The sequence below is a fragment of the Endozoicomonas sp. 2B-B genome, from assembly GCF_053470045.1.
The window spans coordinates 2872663-2894568 of sequence record NZ_JBLZMU010000001.1 but is presented as its reverse complement, the minus strand read 5'-3'; the positions used below and the strand labels follow the sequence as shown (position 1 = coordinate 2894568).

Here is a 21906-nt window from a genome sequence, read left to right as displayed (position 1 = left end):
ATCTACTCAGTAAGGTATACTGAAATGCCCAACCTGGCATCAATAAGTGTATAGTTTGCCCGGGAATAATCCGGTATATTGTTGTTCAGCCTTATCTCATCTCTCAAACACTGTGGCATCAACATCCTCATGCAAGGCCAGAATTTATTTCATGCTGAGCCGGGGTCTCCCGCTCAATCAGAGAATCAGCGTCCTCTGACGGTAACAGAGCTGAACAGCCAAACCCGGAGAATGCTGGAAACGCGCTTCGCAAACGTCAGGGTGGAAGGCGAACTTTCCGGCCTTGCCCGACCCGGGTCAGGACACTGGTACTTCACCCTTAAAGATGCCAATGCCCAGATTCGCTGTGCGATGTTCAAAAACCGCAATCGCGGCATTCGTTTTGTTCCGGCTGAAGGCATGCAACTGATTGTCAGGGGTCGGGTGAGCCTTTATGAGGGCCGGGGCGACTACCAGTTGATTGTCGATCACATGGAAGAAGGCGGTGCCGGTGCTCTTCAACGTGCTTTTGAGGCGCTTAAGCTGAAGCTGGACAACGAGGGTCTGTTCAATGCGGAGCGGAAAAGGCCTCTGCCTGCCCTGCCCTCCCATATTGGTGTTGTGACCTCTCCAACAGGCGCGGCTATCCGCGACATCCTGGCGGTATTAAAAAGACGCTTCCCCTCCATACCCATCACAGTCATTCCCAGTTCGGTTCAAGGGAAAGAAGCTGCCGACGAGCTGGTCAGAGGCATTGAAATGGCCAATCGCAGTGGGTTGTTTGACGTTTTGATTGTCGGTCGTGGGGGTGGTTCACTGGAAGACCTCTGGCCTTTCAATGAGGAAAGAGTCGCCAGAGCCATAGCGGCTTCTCAAGTTCCCGTGGTCAGTGCTGTGGGCCATGAAATTGATTTTACCATTGCTGATTTTGTCGCTGATTACCGGGCACCGACACCATCGGCGGCGGCTGAAGTACTCAGTCCGGACCAACAGGAAATTCTCAATAAGCTCGGTCTGCTGAATCGAAAGCTACAGACTCTGATGAAGCATCGTCTGCAGGCCCTGTCCCAGCGGCTTGATAACACCAGTCTGCGCCTGCGTCATCCGGGGGAACGCCTGAGAGAGCTCAACCAGCGGCTGAAAGATCTGGACATTCGTCTGCAACAATCGATGACCATAGCCCTTCAGGCTCAGGCTGCAAAGTATCAAAGGCTAAACGACAGGCTTTTACAGTCTTCACCTTCAAGACGCATTGAGCGGCTGCAAGGAGAGTTGAATCTGCTGAAAAGCCAGCTTGATTCATCTCTGCAGGTACTTTTAAAACAGAAAGAAAATCGCTTGAAACAACTGACAGGCATGCTGGATGCTGTCAGCCCTCTGGCAACCCTGTCTCGAGGCTACAGCATTGTCGCCAGAGGCGAAGAATTTATTCGGGATGCCGGACAACTGACTGAAGGTGAACAGCTGACAGCCCGATTCAGCCAGGGTTCAGCAGATTGTCAGGTGATTGAGATCCACAAATCCTAGTGGTTAGCGTTTTACAACGCCTTCTTCATGAAAAAGATAAAGAAACACTCTTGTGTTCTTAATCTATCCTTCTTCTCTGTAAACCTGAGGGCAAGGATAGAATTATTAAACACTCACTTTTTGCGGCACTGCTGTTACTGTCTTTTTCTGTCGTCTGCCAGACTAAAGCGTTGGCAAGACGTTTTGTTATCGAGGTTGAACAGAATGTAGATTTTCCTGATCAGAACTTTGCTATAAAGCTTAACCGACCAACATTTTCAGGCAACCCATCAGACATTGTCGACACAAACAGCAATGTAGCACCAGACTCATCAGCCGATGACAAACGACACGAGCCTTACAGTAAGGAAGCGCAAACGACTCTTATAGAGTCGATTTCGTGGCCATGGCTTTATGCGACGAATCTGCTGGTAGCTTGCGAGTTCATTCTGAGCACCAGAGACGCCTCTCCAAGCTCAAACCCTTATTCATCCTCAGCTATAGAAGCAGTTATCACCGTTGGTTGGCTTTTAAAAAACTATTGGAATGCCAATTCACTGCGGTTTAACTCTATTGAGCAACAGGAAGCGAGTGAAAATTACCAGCTTGCTATCACTGCTGTGATGCCAGGCTCTGAACAAGGCCAACCCCATTATCAAGCACCGGAATCATCAGGCCAGTGTGCCCCACAAGCCAGCACTTACACCACAAGCTATTTCACCAGTCTCCTGTTTTCTGACTCTGCCGACGGTGACGAGGATCCTGAACAACAACTGCATACTTTGGGTTTAAATTGTTATACCTATCCCTGTAATGGTGTTTGTCGATTCCGACAATCTTCCGACTCATCCGATAGCATAGAGCCAGATTGTGAAGAAAGTTCAACATACGACAATGAAGAAACATCCGGAGAAAGTTCATGCTCCCATCTGGCCAATAGACACTGCCATCGTTGCAGCCCTTTAGAAGGGGTCGCCTCAGAAGGGGTCGCCTCAGACTCAACAGGTGCAGGGGCCGCCAGTACAATTGACACTACTACCGGGCGAGCAACCTGCAACGTGATCTTAGTCGGCGAGGATGGCCAACAGTGGCAATGCCGGAAAGTCTACAAGAATCAAAAAACACTTTCGACTCACAAAAGCCAATACCATACCGGACAAAAAACCTGTTACGTCACAATAGTCGGGGAGGATGGGCAGTCACGGCCTTGCGGAATGGTCTGCCAGAATGTTGTAGCCCTCAAGTATCACAGGAGAAGCGTCCACACCAGGCAACAAACCTGTAACGAAACCATAGTTGGCCAAGATGGCCAGCAGCGACCATGCGAAAGAACCTACAAAAGTCTTCAAGCCCTGTCGAATCACAAAAGCTTATACCACAGCGGGGAAAAAACCTGTGGCGTAAAAGTAGTCGGAAAGGATGGCCAGCCAAGACCATGCGGAATGGTCTACCGAAATATTGGTGCCCTGTCGAGTCACAAAAGTAGATTCCATACCGGGCAAAAAACCTGTGTCGTGATGGTAATCGGGAAGAATGGCCAGTCGCAGCCATGCGGAGCAGTCTGCAGCAATGCTAAAGCCCTGTCAGCTCACAAAACCGATCACCATAGCAGGCAACGAACCTGTGACGTAACCGTGATAGGGGAAGATGGCCAGTCTCGCCGATGCGGGGCGCTCTGCACAACTTCTAAAGCCCTGACGGATCACAAAAGAACCTTCCACACTGGACAACGAACCTGTGACGCAACCTTAGTTGGGGAAGATGGCCAGAAGCGACTATGCGGAACAGTCTGCAAGAACGCTCAAACTCTGTCTAATCACAAAAGCAGAATGCACAGCGGGAAACGAACCTGTGGAGTGACCATGGCCGGAGAGGATGGCCAGCAGCAGGCATGCGGGAAGGTCTACAAGAGTTATCAGAACCTGAGGGATCACATAAGAAAAGATCACACCGGGCAACAAACCTGTAAGGAAACTGTCATTGGGAAAGATGGGCAGCAGCGTCCGTGCGGGGTAGTGTGTAAGAATGCTATGTTCCTGTCGAGTCACAAGAGCACATACCATACCGGATCAAAAACTTGCGACTTAACACTAATCGGAGTGGATGGCCGACCACGGCCATGCAGAAAGCTCTTCAATAATTCCAATGCCCTATCGATCCACAAAAGAAGAGACCACAGCGAACCACAGACCTGCGATGTAACAGTGATCGGAGAGGATGGTCTGCAGAGACCATGTGAGACTGTCTGCAAGAGTGCTTTTGACCTGTCGAATCATAAAAGAAGACATCGAAAACGCCAGCTTGTTGATGTAAACCGGAACAATCACCTCAATCCTTGAAATGGCACCCGCCCTTGAGGGGGTATCGCAAAATTCCCTTGTCGCCAGAGGCGATGAATTTATTCGGGATGCCGGACAACTGACTGAAGGTGAACGGGTGACGGCCCGATTCAGCCAGGGTTCAGCAGACTGTCAGGTGATTGAGATCCACAAATCCTGGTTGTTGGCGTTTTACAACGCCTTCTTGATGAAAAAGATAAAGAAACACTCTTGTGTTCTTAATCTATCCTTCTTCTCTGTAAACCACAGGGCAAGGATAGAATTATTAAACACTCACTTTTTGCGGCACTGCTGTTACTGTCGTTTTCTGTCGTCTGCCAGACTAAAGCGTTGGCAAGACGTTTTGTTATCGAGGTTGAACAGAATGCAGATTTTCCTGACCAGAACTTTTCTATAAAGCTTAACCGACCAACATTTACAGGCAACCCATCAGACATTGTCGACACAAACGGCAATGTAGAACCAGACTCATCAGCTGATGACAAACGACACAAGCCTGACAGTCAGGAAGTGCAAACGACTCTTATAGAATCGATTTCGTGGCCATGGCTTTATGCGACGAATCTGCTGGTTGCTTGTGAGTTCATTCTGAGCACCAGAGATGCCTCCCCAAGCTCAAACCCTTGTTCATCCTTAGCTATAGAAGCAGTTATCACCGTTGGTTGGCTTTTAAAAAGCTATTGGAACGCCAATTCACTGCTGTTTAACTCTATTGAGCAACAGGAAGCGAGTGAAAATTACCGGCTTGCTATCACCGCCGTGACGCCAGGCTCTGAACAAGGCCAACCCCATTATCAAGCACCGGAATCATCAGGCCGTGCTCCACAAGCCAGCACTTACAGCACAGGCTATTTCACCAGTCTCCTGTTTTCTGACTCTGCCGACGGTGACGAAGATCCTGAACAACACCTGCATACTTTAGGTTTAAATTGTTATATCCATCCCTGTAATGGTGTTTGTCGATTCCGACAATCTTCCGAACCATCCGATAGCATAGTGCCAGATTGTGAAGAAAGTTCGACATACGACACTGAAGAAACATCCGGAGAAAGTACATGCTCCCACGTGGCCAATAGACACTGCTATCGTTGCAGCTCTGAAGACGGGGTCGCCTCAGACGGGGTCGCAGACTCAATGGGTTCAGGCGCAGCCGGTACAACTGACTACAGCGGGCGAGCAATCTGCAACGTGATCCTAGTCTGCGAGGATGGCCAACTGCGGCAATGCCGGAAAGTTTTTAAGAATCAAAAAATACTTTTGTCGCACAAAAAAAGATACCATTCCGGACAAAAGACCTGTGACGTAACACTCGTCGGGGACGATGGCCAACCAAGGCCATGCGGAATGGTCTGCCAGAATGTTGCAGCTCTCGCGTATCACAAAAGAAGCGTCCACACCGGGCAGCAAACCTGTAACCTGACCATGGTTGGGAAAAATGGCCAACAGCGACCATGCGGAAAGTCCTACAACAGTCTTCAAGCCCTGTCGAGTCACAAAAGCTTATACCATAGCGGGCAAAAAACCTGTGGCGTAAAAGTAGTCGGAGAGGATGGCAAGCCACGACCATGCGGAATGGTCTGCCGAAGTGCTGGCGCCCTGTCGGGTCACAAAAGAAGATTCCATACCGGGCAAAAAACCTGTGCCGTGATGATGATCGGGAAGAATGGCCAGCCGCAGCCTTGCGGGGCAGTCTGCAATAATGCTAAAGCCCTGTCAGCTCACAAAAACAATCACCATAGCGGGCAACGAACCTGTGATGTAACCGTGATCGGGGACGATGGCAAGCCTCGCCGATGCGGGGCGCTCTGCATAACTTCTAAAGCCCTGACGGATCACAAAAGAACCTTCCATACTGGACAACAAACCTGTGACGCAACCGTAGTTGGGGAAGATGGCCAGAAGCGACTATGCGGGACAGTCTGCAAGAACGCTCAAACCCTGTCGAGTCACAAAAGCAGAATCCACAGCGGAAAACGAATCTGTGGCGTGGCCGTGGCCGGAGAGGATGGCCAGCAGCAGCTATGCGTCAAGACCTACAAGAATTCTCAGGACCTGAGTGATCACATAAGAAGAGATCACACCCGGCAACAAACCTGTAAGGAAACTGTCATTGGGAAGGACGGGCAGCGGCGGCCATGCGGGTCGGTGTGTAAAAGTGCTTCAAGCCTGTCTATTCACAAAAGCACATACCATACCGGACCAAAAACCTGCCACCTGACACAAGTCGGTAAGGATGGCCGACCATGGCCATGCGGAAAGCTCTTCGATAATACCAAAGCCCTGTCGAACCACAAAAGGAAAGACCATAGCGAACCACAAACCTGCGATATGACAGTGGTCTCAGAGGATGGTCTGCAGAGACCATGCGGGACTGTTTGCAAGAACGCTTTTGACTTGACGAATCATAAAAGAATGCATCGAAAACACAAGCTTGCTGATGTAAACCGGAACAATGACCTTACTCCTTGAAATGACGCCCGCCCTTCATGAAGAAGACACAAAAACACTCTTATTATCTTGATCTATCCTTCAACTCTTTAAACTGGAAGGCTGACCTGGAATGGTGCTTGTTCTCGCTACGGGCGAACCATATAAGCCTCCTAGGAGCCTGACCGAGAATAGCGCCCGTAGCGAGGACGGCAGAAAATTGAGGATGAAAATTCGGTTTTGTGAGGAGAATAGCGAGCTATTTGACGAACAAAAGCGGATTTTCAGACCAATTTGCTGCCGCCGCACGACTGCATGGATGCAGGAGCTAGAGCAACGCAGGAGCAGTTGCCGCGTAGGGCAGTCTATTCTCGGTGAGGCTCCTAGGAGCCTGACCGAGAATGGCGTAACTAGATCCCCAGAGGCTCTCTAAAATTTCAGGATGAGCAAAAAACATCCAATTTTTGGTGTAATTTTGCTCATTTTTGCAAATTTAGGCCTTTTCACAGCCTTTATGCCGCTTTTTTAACCCCTTTTAAATTCTCAAGACGGATTGATCCCGTTGAAGCGGCCTTCACAAATTTTTTGAAATTGTGTGCCGTGCATACCAGTGAGAACTCTGCTTCTACCTTCTCTTTACCACGAAGGCTAAAACTCCTGAACCCTGAGTTTTTTATATGACCAAACGGTGGCTCTGCAATGACCTTACGACGCTCATAGATTGCTTTCGCACTGGCTGTCTCCATTTTCTTGTTCATACGTTGCCGCGCGGGCTCAAACTTGTCTGTGCGGATGACCCTGCCAGCATCCTTTTTTGAGCCACTGCATTGTGAACGGTAAACACACTTCCTGCATGCGTCCTTGTTCGCCCGGTAACTCTGCCTCTTGGCCTTGCTGTCTGGGTTAGTTATCAGCTTCTCCCCAGCCGGACAGATAAACACATCCATTTCTGCATCGTAGTCAAAATCTGCTTTGACAAACTTACGCTCAGAGTCCTTAAGCTGGGTATCTGCTGGCTTCTCTTTTCTGTCGGTGGCTATGTAGCCATCTATTTCATGCTTATCCAGCACATGCAGGTTTGGCCCTGAGAAATAACCATTATCCATGCTCACCTTATCCACTACAGCACCATCGGTTGTCTCAGACAGTGCTTCCAAAGCAGGCTCTGCCTCCTGAACATCATTGGCTTGCTGGCTGATGTGCTGGCCGACGATGATCTGATTATCAGCATCTACGGTGATTTGAGCATTGTAGCTGTACTCACAGTAACTTTTCTTGCTCATGATCCGGGCATCATGGTCTGCAAAGCTTATCTGCCTTTTGTCGTCAATAGGCTCATCAGGGTTCAGGGCTTTTTCGCGTTCTTCAAGGGCTTCTTTGGCCGCTTTGATTTTTTTCAGACGCTCCTCTTTAAACTGGAGGTCTTCAGGAATGCTGTAGCCGTTGCTTGCTTTGTAGGCGTCGTCTTCTTCCTGGTCGCACTGACTGGCTTTTTTGATCAGCTCATCCACTTCTGCACTGAGTTCTGCCTCTTTAGCCTTGAGCCTTCCGTAGGTCATGGCCTTGTGCTTTGAGCTGTTGGCTTTGAACTTGGAGCCATCCAGGCTGATATGGCCCAGTGATGCCATTTTGAGCTCCATGGCCAGTTTGACGGACTGTTTGAAGCAGTCATGAAAAAACGACAGATTTTCCTTACGAAAATCTCCCAGAACCCTGAAATTTGGGCAGTTCATTTGTGAGATATACATGAACGCCAGATCTTGTCGACACCGTCGCTCAATCTGACGGGAGCTGAAAACACCATGGCTATAGGCGTAGATCAGAATAGCGACAATGAGCTTTGGAGGGTAAGCGTGCTGACCAAGGTGGTGATATTTTTTTTCAACCTCAGACGTATCGATGTTCTGAAAAATGCTTTCATAAACGAAACAATCATGGTCTTTGGGAAGCAGGTCGAAAATGTTGGTTGGGAACAGCAGATGCTGGTCAAACTCAACAGGGCTGTCCTTGAATTTTGGTGGTGGTGACATCTGGCATCATCGGAGTTGGTTTAAGGCTTATCATAACAGATAAGCCTATTCTCGGTCAGGCTCCTAGAGAAGTGCTACCCGAAATTCTTGAAGAGTACCGCCGAAACCCTGGGCAACAGAAGGACCCCACCAAGTAGCTCAACTCAGACATTTAGCAGATCGCCAGCCAGAAAACTGGCTGGCCAGAAGGATCAGAGCAAAATTCCCAACATCCGACGCAGAGGCTCTGCAGCCCCCCACAACAACTGGTCACCTACCGTAAAGGCAGACAGATATTCAGGACCCATATTCAATTTGCGAATACGACCCACAGGAATATCCAGATTGCCGGTCACGGCTGCCGGTGTCAGCTTCTCCATGGTCACCTCACGATCATTGGGAATCAGAGAAACCCAGTCGTTGGCATTGGCAACAAGGCTTTCGATATCAGCCATTGGCACATTTTTGTTCAGCTTGATTGTCAACGCCTGACTGTGGCAACGCATGGCACCGACACGAACACAGACACCATCAACCGGCACCAGAGACTGACCGTCCAGACCGAGAATCTTATTGGTCTCTGCCTGAGCTTTCCACTCCTCACGGCTCTGCCCGTTCTCCAGTTGACGATCAATGTAGGGAATCAGACTGCCTGCCAGAGGCACCCCGAACTCACTTTGTGGTAAATCCGAGCTGCGCAGCAGATCAGATGTCTTACGATCAATATCAAGAATGGCACTGGCTGGATCGGCCAGCTCCCGGGCAACGTTATCGCGAATCACACCCATCTGAGCGATCAATTCACGCATGTTTCGGGCACCGGCGCCACTGGCAGCCTGATAAGTCATGGCGCTGACCCAGTCCACCAGCCCCTCACGAAACAGACCACCAATGGCCATCAGCATCAGGCTGACAGTACAGTTACCACCGATAAAATTCCTGACACCGGCATCAATGGCCCGATCGATAACAGGACGATTGACCGGATCCAAAACAATAACACTGTCGTCCTTCATCCTCAGAGAAGAAGCGGCATCAATCCAGTAGCCGTGCCAACCACTGTCACGCAATGGCTGAATAACCTTATTGGTGTAATCGCCACCCTGACAGGAAATAATGATATCCATAGCGGCCAGCGCTTCAATTGAGTGAGCGTCCTGAAGCGCTGTAGCAGGTCTGCCTGCATCCTGACCTACGAGTGGACCAGGCTGACCCTGCTGGGAAGTGGTAAAGAAGACCGGGTCAATATTCGCAAAGTCGTTTTCTTCACGCATACGATCCATCAAAACCGAGCCGACCATTCCCCGCCAGCCAACAAAACCGACCTTTTTCATAACTAGCCTCCCTAAATGCTCAACCCTTCAAACAAGCCACTAGGGCATCGCCCATTTCAGAGGTGCTTACCTGTTTGCAACCTGCTGATGCAATATCTCCGGTACGCAGTCCCTGATCCAGAACATCGCTGACGGCTTTTTCAATCGCATCTGCCGCTGCAATTTCCCCCAGGGAGTATCGGAGCAGCATCGCCAGAGAAAGAATCTGAGCCAGCGGGTTCGCTTTACCCTGACCGGCAATGTCCGGGGCAGAACCATGCACAGGCTCATACATCCCCTGGTTGGCTTCGTTCAGGGAAGCCGATGGCAACATACCAATGGAGCCAGTCAACATAGCAGCACAGTCGCTGAGAATGTCGCCAAACATGTTGCCGGTGACCATTACATCAAACTGTTTGGGTTCACGCACCAGCTGCATTGCCGCATTATCAACATACATATGACTCAGTTCCACATCGGTGTAGTCAGAGCCCATATCTGACACTATTTCACGCCAGAGAGCGGTCACTTCAAGCACATTGGATTTATCAACCGATGTCAGTCGACCACCACGCTTTTGAGCCGCTTCAAAAGCCACTTTGGCAATACGCTTGATTTCAGATTCACGGTAGACATAGGTGTTGTAACCTTCCCGCTCTCCGCTCTCGAGGGTACGAACACCTCTTGGCTCACCAAAGTAGATACCACCGGTCAGTTCACGGACGATCAGAATATCCAGACCCGCCACCCGTTCGTGCTTGAGACTGGATGCTTCTGCCAACTGGGGAAACAGCATTGCTGGTCGCAGATTGGCGAACAGTCCCATTTCGGAACGCAGCTTCAGCAGTCCACGCTCAGGACGGTTCATCATCGGCTGGTCATCCCACTTGGGACCACCCACAGAACCAAAGAGAATCGCGTCAGATTTTTTCGCTTCGGCCAGAGTCTCGTCGGTCAGGGGAACACCATGAACATCCAGCGAAGCACCACCCACCAAACCTTCACTGATTTCAATAGCCAACCCAAAGCGGGTTTTAACGACATCCAGAACTTTCAGCGCTTCTGCCACAATCTCAGGGCCAATGCCGTCACCGGGCAGGCATAAAATCTGTTTACTCACTTCCCTTTACCTCTCATTAAAAACAGTGTTTTGTAAGCTCGATTTGACACTGGGCAGGCTGTTGAAAAACTCCCCCCGGGCTCCGGCGGCTGTCACAAAAAGCTGATTCCCACGCTCTCAGGCCCTTTGGACCCCGGCGCGGGAGTGAGAGCTTTGCAATAGCCTCTGGTGTATGGGAGCAAGAGTCGACTTACTTTGTTATTTGTTAAACTGGCAAAATTTAATGAATAGCATCAAACAGCCAGGGCTGACTGTTGCGATGGTGCCCTTCAAAGGCTTTGATCGCATCAGCGTCCTGCAATGTCAGACCTATGTCGTCCAGACCATTGAGCAGACAGTGACGTCTGAACTCATCAATCGAAAAGCTGAGTTCACTGCCATCAGGCTTGATCACTTTTTCACGTTCCAGATCCACTTTCAGCTGATAGCCTTCCTGCGCATCAATTTCACTGAACAGCTCGTCAACAGCCTCTTCCGAGAGAGTGATCGGCAGAATGCCATTTTTGAAACAGTTGTTGTAAAAAATATCAGCAAAGCTCGGCGCAATGACGCAGCGAAAACCAAAATCATCCAGAGCCCATGGAGCGTGCTCCCGACTGGAGCCACAACCAAAGTTTTGACGGGCGATCAGTACCGATGCCCCCTGATAACGATCCTGATTCAGCACAAAGTCAGGATTCACCGGACGCTTTGAACAATCCTGGCCGGGCTGGCCCTCATCAAGGTAGCGCAACTCATCAAACAGATTGGGACCAAAGCCACTGCGCTTGATGGACTTGAGAAACTGCTTGGGAATGATCATGTCGGTATCAACATTGGCACGATCAAGAGGTGCTACCAAACCTTTATGAATAGTAAATGCCTTCATGGTGTCTTAAGCCCCCTGCCCCATCATCTGACGCACATCAACAAAATGGCCGGTTACCGCAGCCGCTGCGGCCATAGCCGGGCTTACCAGATGGGTTCGACCACCAAAACCCTGACGACCTTCAAAATTGCGGTTTGAAGTGGATGCGCAATGCTCACCGGCACCCAGTTTGTCGGCATTCATGGCCAGACACATGGAGCAACCCGGCTCACGCCATTGCAGACCGGCCGCTTCAAAGATTTTGTCCAACCCTTCATTTTCTGCCTGTTCTTTTACCAGACCCGAGCCCGGGACAACCAGAGCTTCCTTAACGGTGTCAGCTACCTTTCGACCTTTTACGACAGCAGCCGCCTCTCTGAGGTCTTCAATTCTGGAGTTAGTACAGGAACCAATGAAAACACGATCAACAGGGATATCCGTGATCGGCATGCCTGCTGTCAGCCCCATGTACTCGAGGGCTCTTGCATAACCTTCCGCATCTGCCGGGGACGGTACATTAGCATCCACAGGCAGAACCATTTCAGGTGAGGTACCCCAGGTCACCTGAGGTTTGATGTCTTCACCTTTTAAAACAACCACTTCATCAAAAACAGCATCAGCATCAGAGTGCAGATCGGACCAGGCCTCTACCGCCTTGTTCCAGAGCTCGCCTTTGGGTGCAAAAGGACGACCTTTTACATAATCGACCGTGGTCTGATCGACCGCAACCATACCTGCACGGGCACCTGCTTCAATAGCCATATTGCAGACAGTCATTCGACCTTCCATACTCATGGCTCGCAGAACGTCGCCACCAAATTCGACAGCAAAGCCGGTACCACCAGCGGTTCCGATCTTGCCAATAATGGCCAGAACCACGTCTTTCGGCGTAACACCCAAACCCAGCTCGCCATCAACACGCACCAGCATGTTTTTCATTTTCTTGGCAACCAGGCACTGGGTAGCCATGACGTGTTCGACTTCGGAGGTACCAATACCATGGGCCAGCGCGCCGAAAGCACCGTGAGTAGAGGTATGGGAATCACCACAGACTACGGTCATACCTGGCAGAGTTGCGCCCTGTTCAGGACCCACAACATGGACAATCCCCTGGCGGGTATCCATCATATCGAACTGGACGATATCGAAATCGTGGCAATTATCATCCAGCGTTTTAACCTGAATTTTCGAGATAGGATCTTCGATACCATCAATGCCGGTTTTGCGCTCATTAACGGTAGTTGGCACATTATGATCAGGCGTTGCCAGGTTGGCATCAATTCGCCAGGGTCGGCGGCCAGCAAGACGCAGACCTTCAAACGCCTGGGGAGAGGTGACTTCATGAAGTAGCTGTCGATCAATGTAGATCAAAGACGAACCATCGTCTCGTTGACGAACAAGGTGGTTGTCCCACAACTTGTCATAGAGCGTCTTACCTGCCATTGGTTGAATCCTCATTACAGCGTTTCCGTTTTATGGGTATCCTAGAACGACAGAACAGATTACTCAAATTCATCTTTTTCATGCTATTAATAACTATAAGTTATCAATCATTTACCCCTTACAAAAAACTGAACCATGGATATACCCAGCCTCACCGCATTTCTGACCGTTGCTGAGTGCAAGTCTTTCTCCCAGGCGGCAGAAAAGCTGCATTTAACCCAGCCGGCCGTCAGCAAGCGCATTGCTTCGCTTGAGAGCCAATTAGGCACCCAGTTATTTGATCGCATGGGTCGACAGATCAATTTGAACGAAGCTGGACGCATCCTTATGCCCAAAGCCAGACAAATGCTGGACTTGATGAAGGACTCCCGTCAAGAAATCAGTAACCTGAAGACTCAGGTAAAAGGGACTCTGGCCATAGCCACCAGTCACCATATAGGCTTACGCAGGCTCCCTGACATCTTGAGGGAATACTCCCGCCGCTACCCGGATGTCAAGCTCGACATTCGCTTTGTGGATTCGGAGGTGGCTTATGAAATGCTGAGTCGTGGTGAAATTGAATTCGGTATCGTAACACTCTCTCCTGACAACCCGGATCGATTTGAATCCCGTCTGGTCTGGAATGACCCGCTGATTTTTATGGCGGCCAGAGACCACCCCTTATCCAGCCTGAAAAAAGTCACCACCCAGCAGTTAAGTGAACATCAGGCAATTCTGCCAAGCTCAAACACATTCACTCACCGGCTGGTTCGCACACTGTTTGAAGAAGAAGGTCTGTCTTTGCAAACCACCATGTCTTCCAATTACCTCGAAACAATCCGTATGCTGGCTTCCATCGGTCTGGCATGGACCATTTTGCCCGCCTCGATGCTGGACGACGATCTCATTGCATTGAACACACAATGCCATACGCCTTCAAGAAAGTTGGGGTATATCATCCACAAAGAGCGAACCCTGTCGAATGCGGCCAATGCGCTTCTGGACCTTCTGAATCAGGAAACCGGCTGATCATTGTTATTCGCCAACTTGTCCCTATAATTCCACTATCGATTTCACTACCTTTCACAGAACTGACGGAGTGTTGTATGTTCAAGGCGCTGTTGCTGGAGCAGGAAGGCCAAGCCACTGTATCTTCTGTCCGGGAACTGGACGACAGTCGTTTACCCGAAGGGGAGGTCACGGTAGCCGTCGAATATTCCTCGCTGAACTATAAGGACGGTCTGGCCATCACTGGCAAGGGCAAGATTATCCGCAACTTTCCCATGGTACCGGGCATTGATTTTGCGGGTACAGTCATTGATTCTGACAATCCTGAATTTTCAGAAGGTGACAAAGTTATCCTCACCGGCTGGGGCGTGGGTGAAAACCACTGGGGTGGTATGTCTGAAAGAGCCAGGGTCAAAGCCAGTCAACTGGTAAAAATGCCAAAGGGACTCAACAGCCAGAAAGCCATGATAATCGGCACAGCAGGTCTGACAGCAATGTTGTGCGTAATGGCTCTGGAACACTCAGGTGTCACACCTGAAAAAGGTGAAATTCTGGTCACCGGTGCCAGTGGTGGCGTGGGCAGTACTTCTGTCGCCCTGCTGGCAAAATTGCATTACGATGTTGTCGCTGTATCAGGTCGTCCGGAAAACTCCGGCATGCTGGTCAACCTGGGAGCCAAACTGATCCTGCCAAGAAGCCGTTTTGAGGAGCCCGCCCGCCCGCTGGATAAACAAATGTGGGCGGGTGCAATTGATACGGTTGGCAGCAAGCTGCTCGCCAGGGTTCTCTCAGAAATGAACTATGGCGGTGCTGTTGCAGCCTGTGGACTGGCAGGAGGTTTTGACCTTCCGACTACGGTGATGCCATTCATCTTGAGGGGCGTAAACCTCCAGGGCGTCGACTCTGTGATGTGTCCAACAGAAAAACGTACTCAGGCCTGGGAGCGACTGGTGGACCTGTTACCTGCTGATTTTTACAACTCTGCCTGTCAGGAAGTGACACTGGAAGAAATTGCTGAGTACGCTGAAGCCATCACGGTGGGTCAGGTGACCGGTCGTGTGATCGTGAAAATCTAACCCGTTCTTTTTATAAGTCATTTTTATAAGCAGCCTTTACAAAAGGCATCGAATTTTTCGCTCTGCTGTTTTTCAGCTGACTCATTTTCTCATCCTCTTGATGTTGTCGTGCTGTTCATGATCGCTCCATGAATCTTGCGGCAACATGCTTTCTTGGCAAAAATTGAGGATACACTCATTGAAGCCATGTACTGGTATTAACCCCTAATTACTTCGAACCCTTTAAGTGCAATAGTTCGAGGTTTGACTGATTAAACAAAAACAACCATGAATTTGCGCCCCGTTCTGCTTGTCATAGGCCTGTTTCTGATGATGCTGTCAGTATTGATGCTACTGCCAGCCCTGCATGATTTCGTCATTGGCGAGGAAGGAATTTATTCATTCGGCTTGTCGGCCCTGATCACCCTGTTGGCAGGCGCACCACTTTACTACTTTTGTCGTGTACATGTATTCAGCCTGCAACCAAGGCAAATATTTCTGCTGACCAACGCATCCTGGTTGACACTGAGTGCCTTCGCAGCTCTGCCTCTCTACATACAGCTGGATATCAGCTACACCGACGCATTCTTTGAAACCATGTCCGGGATTACAACCACCGGTTCTACCGTGCTCAGTGGACTTGACCAGATGAATACCGGGGTCCTGCTGTGGCGCTCTCTACTTCAATGGCTCGGCGGCATTGGCTTTATTGTCCTGGCTGTAGCGGTACTGCCTTTTCTGAAAGTCGGTGGTATGCGTCTGTTCCAAAGCGAATCTTCCGACTGGTCAGACAAAGCCATGCCCCGTTCAGGCAGCATCGCCAAACGTATTGTTTGTATCTACTTGGGTATGACCATTTTTTGTGCGTATCTCTATTTTCTCGGAGGCATGCATGGCTTTGAAGCCATCAACCACGCCATGACCACGCTTTCCACCGGAGGCTACTCAACTTCCGACAGCTCCATGGATCACTTCAAAAACCCCTTCATTCACTGGGTTGCTATAGTGTTCATGATTTTTGGATCGCTTCCCTTTGTCCTTTTTGTCAAATTTCTCAGGGGTGATTCTCAGTCTTTGTTGAGGGATAACCAGGTTCAGGCTTTTCTCAAATTCCTGCTCATACTCTGGGGCTTTTTGACTCTGCGACTGTTTATAAACAGTGATTATTCACTGCTCAAGTCTTTGACCCTGGTCGCCTTTAATACTACTTCTGTGATCACGACGACAGGTTTCGCATTGACTGACTACGAGTCATGGGGAGGGTTTGCAGCCGCCCTCTTCCTCTGCCTGACGGTCATTGGTGGCTGCTCAGGCTCCACAGCAGGAGGAATAAAGGTTTTCCGTTTTCAGATTGCAGCACGTTTGCTGGGCATTCAACTGAAACAACTGGCTCATCCGAGAGCCTGTTTTGTACAAAGCTACAACGGCCATCAAATCAGTAGCGACATATTGAGATCTCTGATCGCTTTCTGCTTCTTTTTCGCACTCCTGACCACTATTCTCACCCTGCTTTTGAGCTTTCTGGGGCTGGATCTTGTCACCAGTCTCAGTGGTGCATTGACAGCAGTTGCCAACGTAGGTCCCGGACTTGGAGATATTATCGGACCTGCGGGCAACTTTTCATCACTGCCTGATGCCGCCAAATGGTTCCTGAGCGTGGGAATGCTGCTAGGCAGACTGGAAGTTATTACCGTTTTGGTACTCTTCACTCCAGCATTCTGGAAGCACTAGCAGCCTGTAGGACTTAAGACTGTCCTACACGGCAACTGCTCCTGCGTTGCTCTAGCTCCTGCATCCATGCAGTCGTGCGGTTGCAATAAATTGGTCTAAAAATCCCTGTTTCTTCGTCAAATAGCTCGCTATTCTCCTCAGAAACAGAGATTTTTATCCTCAATTTCTTGCAATCCTCGCTACGGACGCTTAAGTCCGACAGGCTGCTAGAAAACTGATATAAATCAAATAGTATTTATCGTTACTGCTGTAATATTCTTCGCCGCAAACGAAAGCATTGAAAGCAGGCTGCAACCTGTTTGATGCTAAATAAAATCAGCCATAAGCAGAAAGTGTCGTTTTTTGAACCGAGAAAACAGTCACTTCTATAATATGTATATTGCTTGCCAATGAATGATAATCCTCCGTCGCACCTTGTCAGCCTGATTCGTCAGCGCTCAAATAACCATTCCCGTCAAACGGCTATTCGTTTCTCTGAAAATCATCAATGGCAATCCATTAACTGGCAGCAGCTCGGAGAAAAGATCGATTGCGTTTCTCGCTCTCTGCTAACAGACAATCTGCCGATTCAGACTAATATCGGGATCTGGTCGCAGAACCTTCCCGAATGGACTATTGCAGACCTTGGCATTTTGCAGACTCGCTGCGTCACTGTGCCCATTTACCCAACCAATACCGCTGAGCAGGCTCGCTACATTATTGAAGATGCCGGAATTTCCATTTTGTTTGTCGGCGAACAGGAGCAGTTCGATAGCGCGCTGAAGCTTCTGGACCATTGTGAATGTCTGGAGAAAGTTATTGTATTTGACTCCCGGACTAACCTGAAAGGCTGCGATAAAGCACTGTATTTCAGTGATTTTATGGCCAGTGCTCCCACTGAGTCCGAATTATTGACAGAACGCCTGAAAAATCAGGCTCTGGACGACCTCTACACCCTGATCTATACCTCGGGCACCACCGGTCAACCAAAAGGCGTTATGCTCGATTACAACAGCATCGGTGCATCGTTTGAGTCACATGATCTTCTGATTCATATTGACCATACCGATGTATCCATAGCGTTTTTGCCTCTGAGCCATATTTTTGAAAGGGCCTGGAGTTATTACGTTCTGACCCGGGGCGCTGTTAACTGCTACCTGAAAGATCCGACCAAAATTGCAGAAATATTGCCCACACTGAAGCCAACGGTGGTCTGTGCAGTACCACGCTTCTACGAGAAGATTTATACCGGCGTGAACACCATGGTACAAAAGGGCTCTCCGCTTAAGCGCTTTATTTTCAATACGGCTATGAAAGTCGGTCTCACCACCATGGAATTGAAGCGCCAGGGCAAGACAGTACCCGGTTATCTGACAAGCCTGAACCAGCTGGCTGACAGAATGGTGTTCAGCAAAATCAAAGAAAAGCTGGGAGGGCGTATCCGTTTCATGCCCTGTGGTGGTGCCCGGCTGGATGACGAAATCAACCGTTTTTTCCATGCCCTTGGCATCAATGTCAAAGTGGGTTATGGCATGACTGAAACCACGGCAACTTTTACCTGCTTTCGCGATACGGGTTACCAGTTTGGCAGCTGCGGCTCACCGCTCCCCGGCACTCAGGTTAAAATCGGGCAGGAAGGCGAGATACTGGTGAAAGGCCCAACCGTCATGCGCGGCTACTACAAAAAGCCGGATGAAACAGCCAAAGCCTTTGATGCCGATGGCTGGCTAAAAACCGGCGATGCAGGTCTGATCGATGAGACAGGGCAGCTTCGCATCACCGAGCGCATCAAGGAGCTGATGAAAACGTCCAACGGCAAATATATTGCACCTCAATACATAGAAGGCACTTTGGGCAAGGATCGGTTTATTGAACAGGTTGCCATCATTGCTGATGCCAAAAACTATGTTTCTGCTTTGATAGTACCTGCTTTTGAAGCATTGGAAGAGTACGCAAAAAGCACTGACCTGAAATACGAAAACAAAATGGATCTGATCCGCAATGCGGATATCCGGGCTATGTTCCAGAAACGCCTGGATCACATTCAGAAAGAACTGGCCCGGTACGAGCAGGTTAAGAAATTCACTCTGCTGCCTCGTGAATTCTCCATCGAAACGGGAGAGATCACGCCAACACTGAAATTGCGCAGAAAGATTATCATGGAACGTTTCCGCAAGGAAATCGAAGCCATGTACCAACCGGTCACGTCACCCTGACACCAAGGCAGGCCATTCTCAAACCGGATGGCCTCTTAATGCTGCAGTGGAAAGCCCTACTTGGCTTATCAATATTAAATCGCCTATCCTTCCCTGCTTCAGTTTTATTAGCCTGTCAAAAGACTCTTCATTCATCTAAAGGTTTAAGTGCTCATGGAGCAATATAATTTCACCTATAACGATATCCATAACACCATTCGCGCCTCAGCGGAAAAGATCAGAGCCTCCGGATTTGAGCCTGATTATCTCCTGGCCATTGGTGGCGGTGGTCTGATTCCAGCACGCATCATGCGCACCTATATCAACAAACCGATTCTGATTGTATCCCTCTCCCGCTACAGTGACGAGACAGGTACGGCGCCATCAGAGACACCGGTCAAACTACAATGGCTGGAAACAGACACCAACCTGGATGGTAAAAAAGTTCTGGTCATTGATGAGGTCGATGATGAAAGAACCACTCTGCAGTTCACACTGAATCATCTGTACGACACACACCCTGAAACCGAGTTTGCTGCCTTCGTCGTGCACAATAAACTGAAAGAAAAGAAAGGCACACTGCCAGAGAGGCTGAGCCACTTCTTCACTGGTGAGGACATCCACGACCACTGGATTAACTACGCCTGGGATGCTGAAGACATTGATCAGTTTGGCAAAAAGTAAGCCACTGAAAGCCGTTGAATACTCATAACACAACCCCCGACCCCTGACAGAGGGCCGGGGAACGGAACGGTTCAGGCCTGACCCTGAATAACCGGAGCCGGACTGACCACATCAGCATTCTGGGCACGTTGACGCATCAGGTGATCCATCAGGGTGATAGCCATCATGGCTTCAGCAATGGGTACAGCACGAATTCCGACACAGGGATCGTGACGTCCCTTTGTGACCACTTCAACAGGTTCGCCTTCCATATTGATGCTCTTGCCAGGCGCAGTCATGCTGGAAGTGGGTTTCAGGGCAATATGGGCAACAATATCCTGACCTGAGCTGATACCGCCAAGAACACCACCGGCTGAATTGGACAGGAAGCCTTCTGGCGTCAACTCATCACGATGCTCTGTTCCCTTCTGGGCTACAGAGTCGAAGCCATCGCCTATCTCAATACCTTTGACGGCATTAATGCTCATCAGAGAATGAGCCAGGTCGGCATCCAGACGATCAAAAACCGGTTCACCCAGTCCCGGCATCACACCTGTAGCCATCACGGTCACTTTGGCCCCGGTAGAATTACCATCACGACGCAAATCATCGATCAGTTTTTCCATGGCGGGCACTTTATCCGCATCCGGGCAGAAGAAAGGATTGTTGCGAACTTCATCCCAGTCAATCTTGTCGATACTGATCGTGCCCAGCTGGGACAGATAACCTTTAATTTCGATGCCCTGACTTTCCAGGTATTTCCGGGCAATCGCACCGGCTGCAACACGCATGGCGGTTTCACGAGCAGACGAGCGCCCGCCGCCACGGTAGTCACGAAAGCCGTATTTGTGGGTGTAGGTATAGTCAGCATGGCCAGGACGAAAACGATCCATGATATTGGAATAATCTTTGGAACGCTGATCCACATTTTCGATAAGCAAACCAATGGGGGTGCCGGTGGTTTTACCTTCAAAAACGCCGGACAAAATCCTGACCTGATCCGGCTCACGACGCTGCGTCGTATATTTAGAGGTACCGGGCTTGCGCAGATCGAGATCCTTTTGCAGATCGGCCTCACTCAGAGGTATGCCCGGAGGGCAGCCATCCACTATACACCCCAGGGCAATACCATGGGACTCACCAAAGGTCGTAACCCTGAAAACCTGGCCTATGCTGTTGCCTGCCATTTCAACTTCCCCCTCCTCTGACAGTTGTCCGTCGTTGCTCCCGTCAGGGATTTAATGCTCTACTGTGAAACCTTTTTCCAGAAAAAGGTTTCAGTCATTCATAGCTGTTTCAGCCTGCTTTCTTTGCTCACGGCTGCTAAACAGAGGCTGATATTTACGACAGCTTCCGGCATCCAGTATCAGGATGCCATGACCACCTGCTTCAAACTCCGGCCAGATAAACGGCACATCAGGATACTCATCTCTCAGGGCCCAATGACTGTTACCTACTTCCAGAACCAGCAAACCCTTTTCATCCAGAAAGTCTGCGGCACGTGCCAGAATAACGCGGGCCATATCCAAACCGTCTTCTCCCGCTGCCAGACCGAGCTCCGGCTCGTGGCTGAACTCATCCGGAAAATCGGCCATATCTTCAGCATCCACGTAGGGTGGATTGCTGACAATCAGCTGATACTTTGGCTTTTCCGGAGCATGATCGATCGCTTCAAAAAGATCAGAACGAATGGCCTGAACCCTGCCCCAGAGTTCATGACTGTCGATATTGATACCCGCCACTTCCAGAGCGTCTTCTGATATATCCAGTAAGTCGACTGTGGCTTGAGGAAACTCATGGGCCACAGCAATACCAATACAGCCGGAACCTGAACAAAGATCCAGCACCCTTTCAACCCGGATGTCCATCAACCAGGGTTGAAACTGATGCTGAATCAGCTCGGCAATCGGTGAACGAGGTACCAACACTCGCTCATCAACGTAATAGGGTTGACCACAGAACCAGGCCTGATTGACAAGGTAAGCCAAGGGTTTGCGTTCTGAAATTCTGCGCTCGATCAGCCCTGCCACTCTCTCCTGCTCATTCAGGGAAAGTCGGCAGTCCATGTAGGGTTCCGGCAATTCCCAGGGCAGCTGTAGCACCTGAAACACCAGATGAAAAGCCTCATCCAGAGCATTATCACTTCCATGCCCGAAAAACAGCCCGGCTTCGTTAAATCGTGATGCCGCCCAGCGAATGAAGTCCCGGATACTGACCAGACCATCATAGGGCTTGATGGCTCTGTAGGACTTGCCAGTACGCGTGTCACTGATTTCAGTCACTCTCTCTCCTCTGGGTCACTTTCAGGATCTC

General features: G+C 49.8%; 15 protein-coding genes. 8 read left to right on the top strand and 7 right to left on the bottom strand.

The window, feature by feature from the left end; translation table 11 throughout:
• Positions 1-129: 129 nt before the first annotated feature.
• The 3 genes from xseA to ACOMHB_RS11500 all read left to right on the top strand — a co-directional run bounded on the left by xseA (position 130) and on the right by ACOMHB_RS11500 (position 6293).
• Positions 130-1506 (top strand): exodeoxyribonuclease VII large subunit, encoded by a 1377-nt coding sequence (gene xseA / locus ACOMHB_RS11510; protein WP_448216709.1) that lies wholly within the window; start codon positions 130-132, stop codon positions 1504-1506.
• Positions 1507-1676: 170 nt separating this feature from the next.
• Complete coding sequence (locus ACOMHB_RS11505) at positions 1677-3824, top strand: hypothetical protein (protein WP_448216708.1); 2148 nt, start codon at positions 1677-1679, stop codon at positions 3822-3824.
• A gap of 330 nt (positions 3825-4154) precedes the next feature.
• On the top strand, positions 4155-6293 hold the full coding sequence (locus ACOMHB_RS11500) for a hypothetical protein (protein ID WP_448216707.1): 2139 nt from the start codon (positions 4155-4157) through the stop codon (positions 6291-6293).
• 470 nt (positions 6294-6763) lie between these two features.
• On the opposite strand, the gene ACOMHB_RS11495 is transcribed toward ACOMHB_RS11500, so the two are convergent.
• The 5 genes from ACOMHB_RS11495 to leuC form a co-directional block, all read right to left on the bottom strand.
• Entirely contained in the window at positions 6764-8281 is a 1518-nt protein-coding gene (locus tag ACOMHB_RS11495) for an IS1182 family transposase (RefSeq protein WP_448216038.1), read from the bottom strand.
• A gap of 191 nt (positions 8282-8472) precedes the next feature.
• On the bottom strand, positions 8473-9594 hold the full coding sequence (asd, locus tag ACOMHB_RS11490) for an aspartate-semialdehyde dehydrogenase (protein ID WP_448216706.1): 1122 nt from the start codon (positions 9592-9594) through the stop codon (positions 8473-8475).
• A 19-nt stretch (positions 9595-9613) separates the two neighbouring features.
• Positions 9614-10693, bottom strand: a complete 1080-nt coding sequence (gene leuB, locus ACOMHB_RS11485) for a 3-isopropylmalate dehydrogenase (RefSeq protein WP_422133400.1) — start codon at positions 10691-10693, stop codon at positions 9614-9616.
• A gap of 220 nt (positions 10694-10913) precedes the next feature.
• The gene (leuD, locus tag ACOMHB_RS11480; RefSeq protein ID WP_448216705.1) at positions 10914-11561 is read right to left on the bottom strand and encodes a 3-isopropylmalate dehydratase small subunit; all 648 of its coding nucleotides are present in this window, start codon (positions 11559-11561) and stop codon (positions 10914-10916) included.
• Between the two features lie 6 nt (positions 11562-11567).
• Positions 11568-12983 (bottom strand): 3-isopropylmalate dehydratase large subunit, encoded by a 1416-nt coding sequence (gene leuC, locus ACOMHB_RS11475; protein ID WP_422137099.1) that lies wholly within the window; start codon positions 12981-12983, stop codon positions 11568-11570.
• A gap of 135 nt (positions 12984-13118) precedes the next feature.
• Here leuC and ACOMHB_RS11470 point away from each other — a divergent pair, with 135 nt between their 5' ends.
• The 5 genes from ACOMHB_RS11470 to ACOMHB_RS11450 all read left to right on the top strand — a co-directional run bounded on the left by ACOMHB_RS11470 (position 13119) and on the right by ACOMHB_RS11450 (position 19614).
• Complete coding sequence (locus tag ACOMHB_RS11470) at positions 13119-13991, top strand: LysR family transcriptional regulator (RefSeq protein ID WP_422133398.1); 873 nt, start codon at positions 13119-13121, stop codon at positions 13989-13991.
• Between the two features lie 77 nt (positions 13992-14068).
• Positions 14069-15046, top strand: coding sequence for an acrylyl-CoA reductase (NADPH) (gene acuI / locus ACOMHB_RS11465; protein WP_448216704.1), 978 nt, complete (start codon positions 14069-14071; stop codon positions 15044-15046).
• Positions 15047-15355: 309 nt separating this feature from the next.
• Positions 15356-16756, top strand: a complete 1401-nt coding sequence (locus ACOMHB_RS11460) for a TrkH family potassium uptake protein (RefSeq protein ID WP_448216703.1) — start codon at positions 15356-15358, stop codon at positions 16754-16756.
• 389 nt (positions 16757-17145) lie between these two features.
• The gene (locus ACOMHB_RS11455) at positions 17146-18951 is read left to right on the top strand and encodes an AMP-dependent synthetase/ligase (RefSeq protein ID WP_448216702.1); all 1806 of its coding nucleotides are present in this window, start codon (positions 17146-17148) and stop codon (positions 18949-18951) included.
• Positions 18952-19104: 153 nt separating this feature from the next.
• Positions 19105-19614, top strand: coding sequence for a phosphoribosyltransferase (locus ACOMHB_RS11450; RefSeq protein WP_422133393.1), 510 nt, complete (start codon positions 19105-19107; stop codon positions 19612-19614).
• Positions 19615-19685: 71 nt separating this feature from the next.
• Here ACOMHB_RS11450 and aroC read toward each other — a convergent pair whose 3' ends face one another.
• Together aroC and prmB are read right to left on the bottom strand one after the other, a co-directional pair.
• Complete coding sequence (gene aroC / locus ACOMHB_RS11445) at positions 19686-20780, bottom strand: chorismate synthase (RefSeq protein ID WP_422133392.1); 1095 nt, start codon at positions 20778-20780, stop codon at positions 19686-19688.
• A gap of 90 nt (positions 20781-20870) precedes the next feature.
• Positions 20871-21875: a 50S ribosomal protein L3 N(5)-glutamine methyltransferase gene (gene prmB, locus ACOMHB_RS11440; protein WP_448216701.1), complete on the bottom strand. Its 1005-nt coding sequence runs from the start codon at positions 21873-21875 to the stop codon at positions 20871-20873.
• Between the last annotated feature and the right edge of the window lie 31 nt (positions 21876-21906).

Excerpts from the sequence above, each read along its gene's own strand:
- xseA (WP_448216709.1), top strand. The coding sequence starts at position 130 with ATGCAAGGCCAGAATTTATTTCATGCTGAGCCGGGGTCTCCCGCTCAA.
- ACOMHB_RS11495 (WP_448216038.1), bottom strand. The coding sequence starts at position 8,281 with ATGTCACCACCACCAAAATTCAAGGACAGCCCTGTTGAGTTTGACCAG.
- asd (WP_448216706.1), bottom strand. The coding sequence starts at position 9,594 with ATGAAAAAGGTCGGTTTTGTTGGCTGGCGGGGAATGGTCGGCTCGGTT.
- leuD (WP_448216705.1), bottom strand. The coding sequence starts at position 11,561 with ATGAAGGCATTTACTATTCATAAAGGTTTGGTAGCACCTCTTGATCGT.
- leuC (WP_422137099.1), bottom strand. The coding sequence starts at position 12,983 with ATGGCAGGTAAGACGCTCTATGACAAGTTGTGGGACAACCACCTTGTT.
- ACOMHB_RS11470 (WP_422133398.1), top strand. The coding sequence starts at position 13,119 with ATGGATATACCCAGCCTCACCGCATTTCTGACCGTTGCTGAGTGCAAG.
- acuI (WP_448216704.1), top strand. The coding sequence starts at position 14,069 with ATGTTCAAGGCGCTGTTGCTGGAGCAGGAAGGCCAAGCCACTGTATCT.
- ACOMHB_RS11460 (WP_448216703.1), top strand. The coding sequence starts at position 15,356 with ATGATGCTGTCAGTATTGATGCTACTGCCAGCCCTGCATGATTTCGTC.
- ACOMHB_RS11455 (WP_448216702.1), top strand. The coding sequence starts at position 17,146 with ATGAATGATAATCCTCCGTCGCACCTTGTCAGCCTGATTCGTCAGCGC.
- ACOMHB_RS11450 (WP_422133393.1), top strand. The coding sequence starts at position 19,105 with ATGGAGCAATATAATTTCACCTATAACGATATCCATAACACCATTCGC.
- aroC (WP_422133392.1), bottom strand. The coding sequence starts at position 20,780 with ATGGCAGGCAACAGCATAGGCCAGGTTTTCAGGGTTACGACCTTTGGT.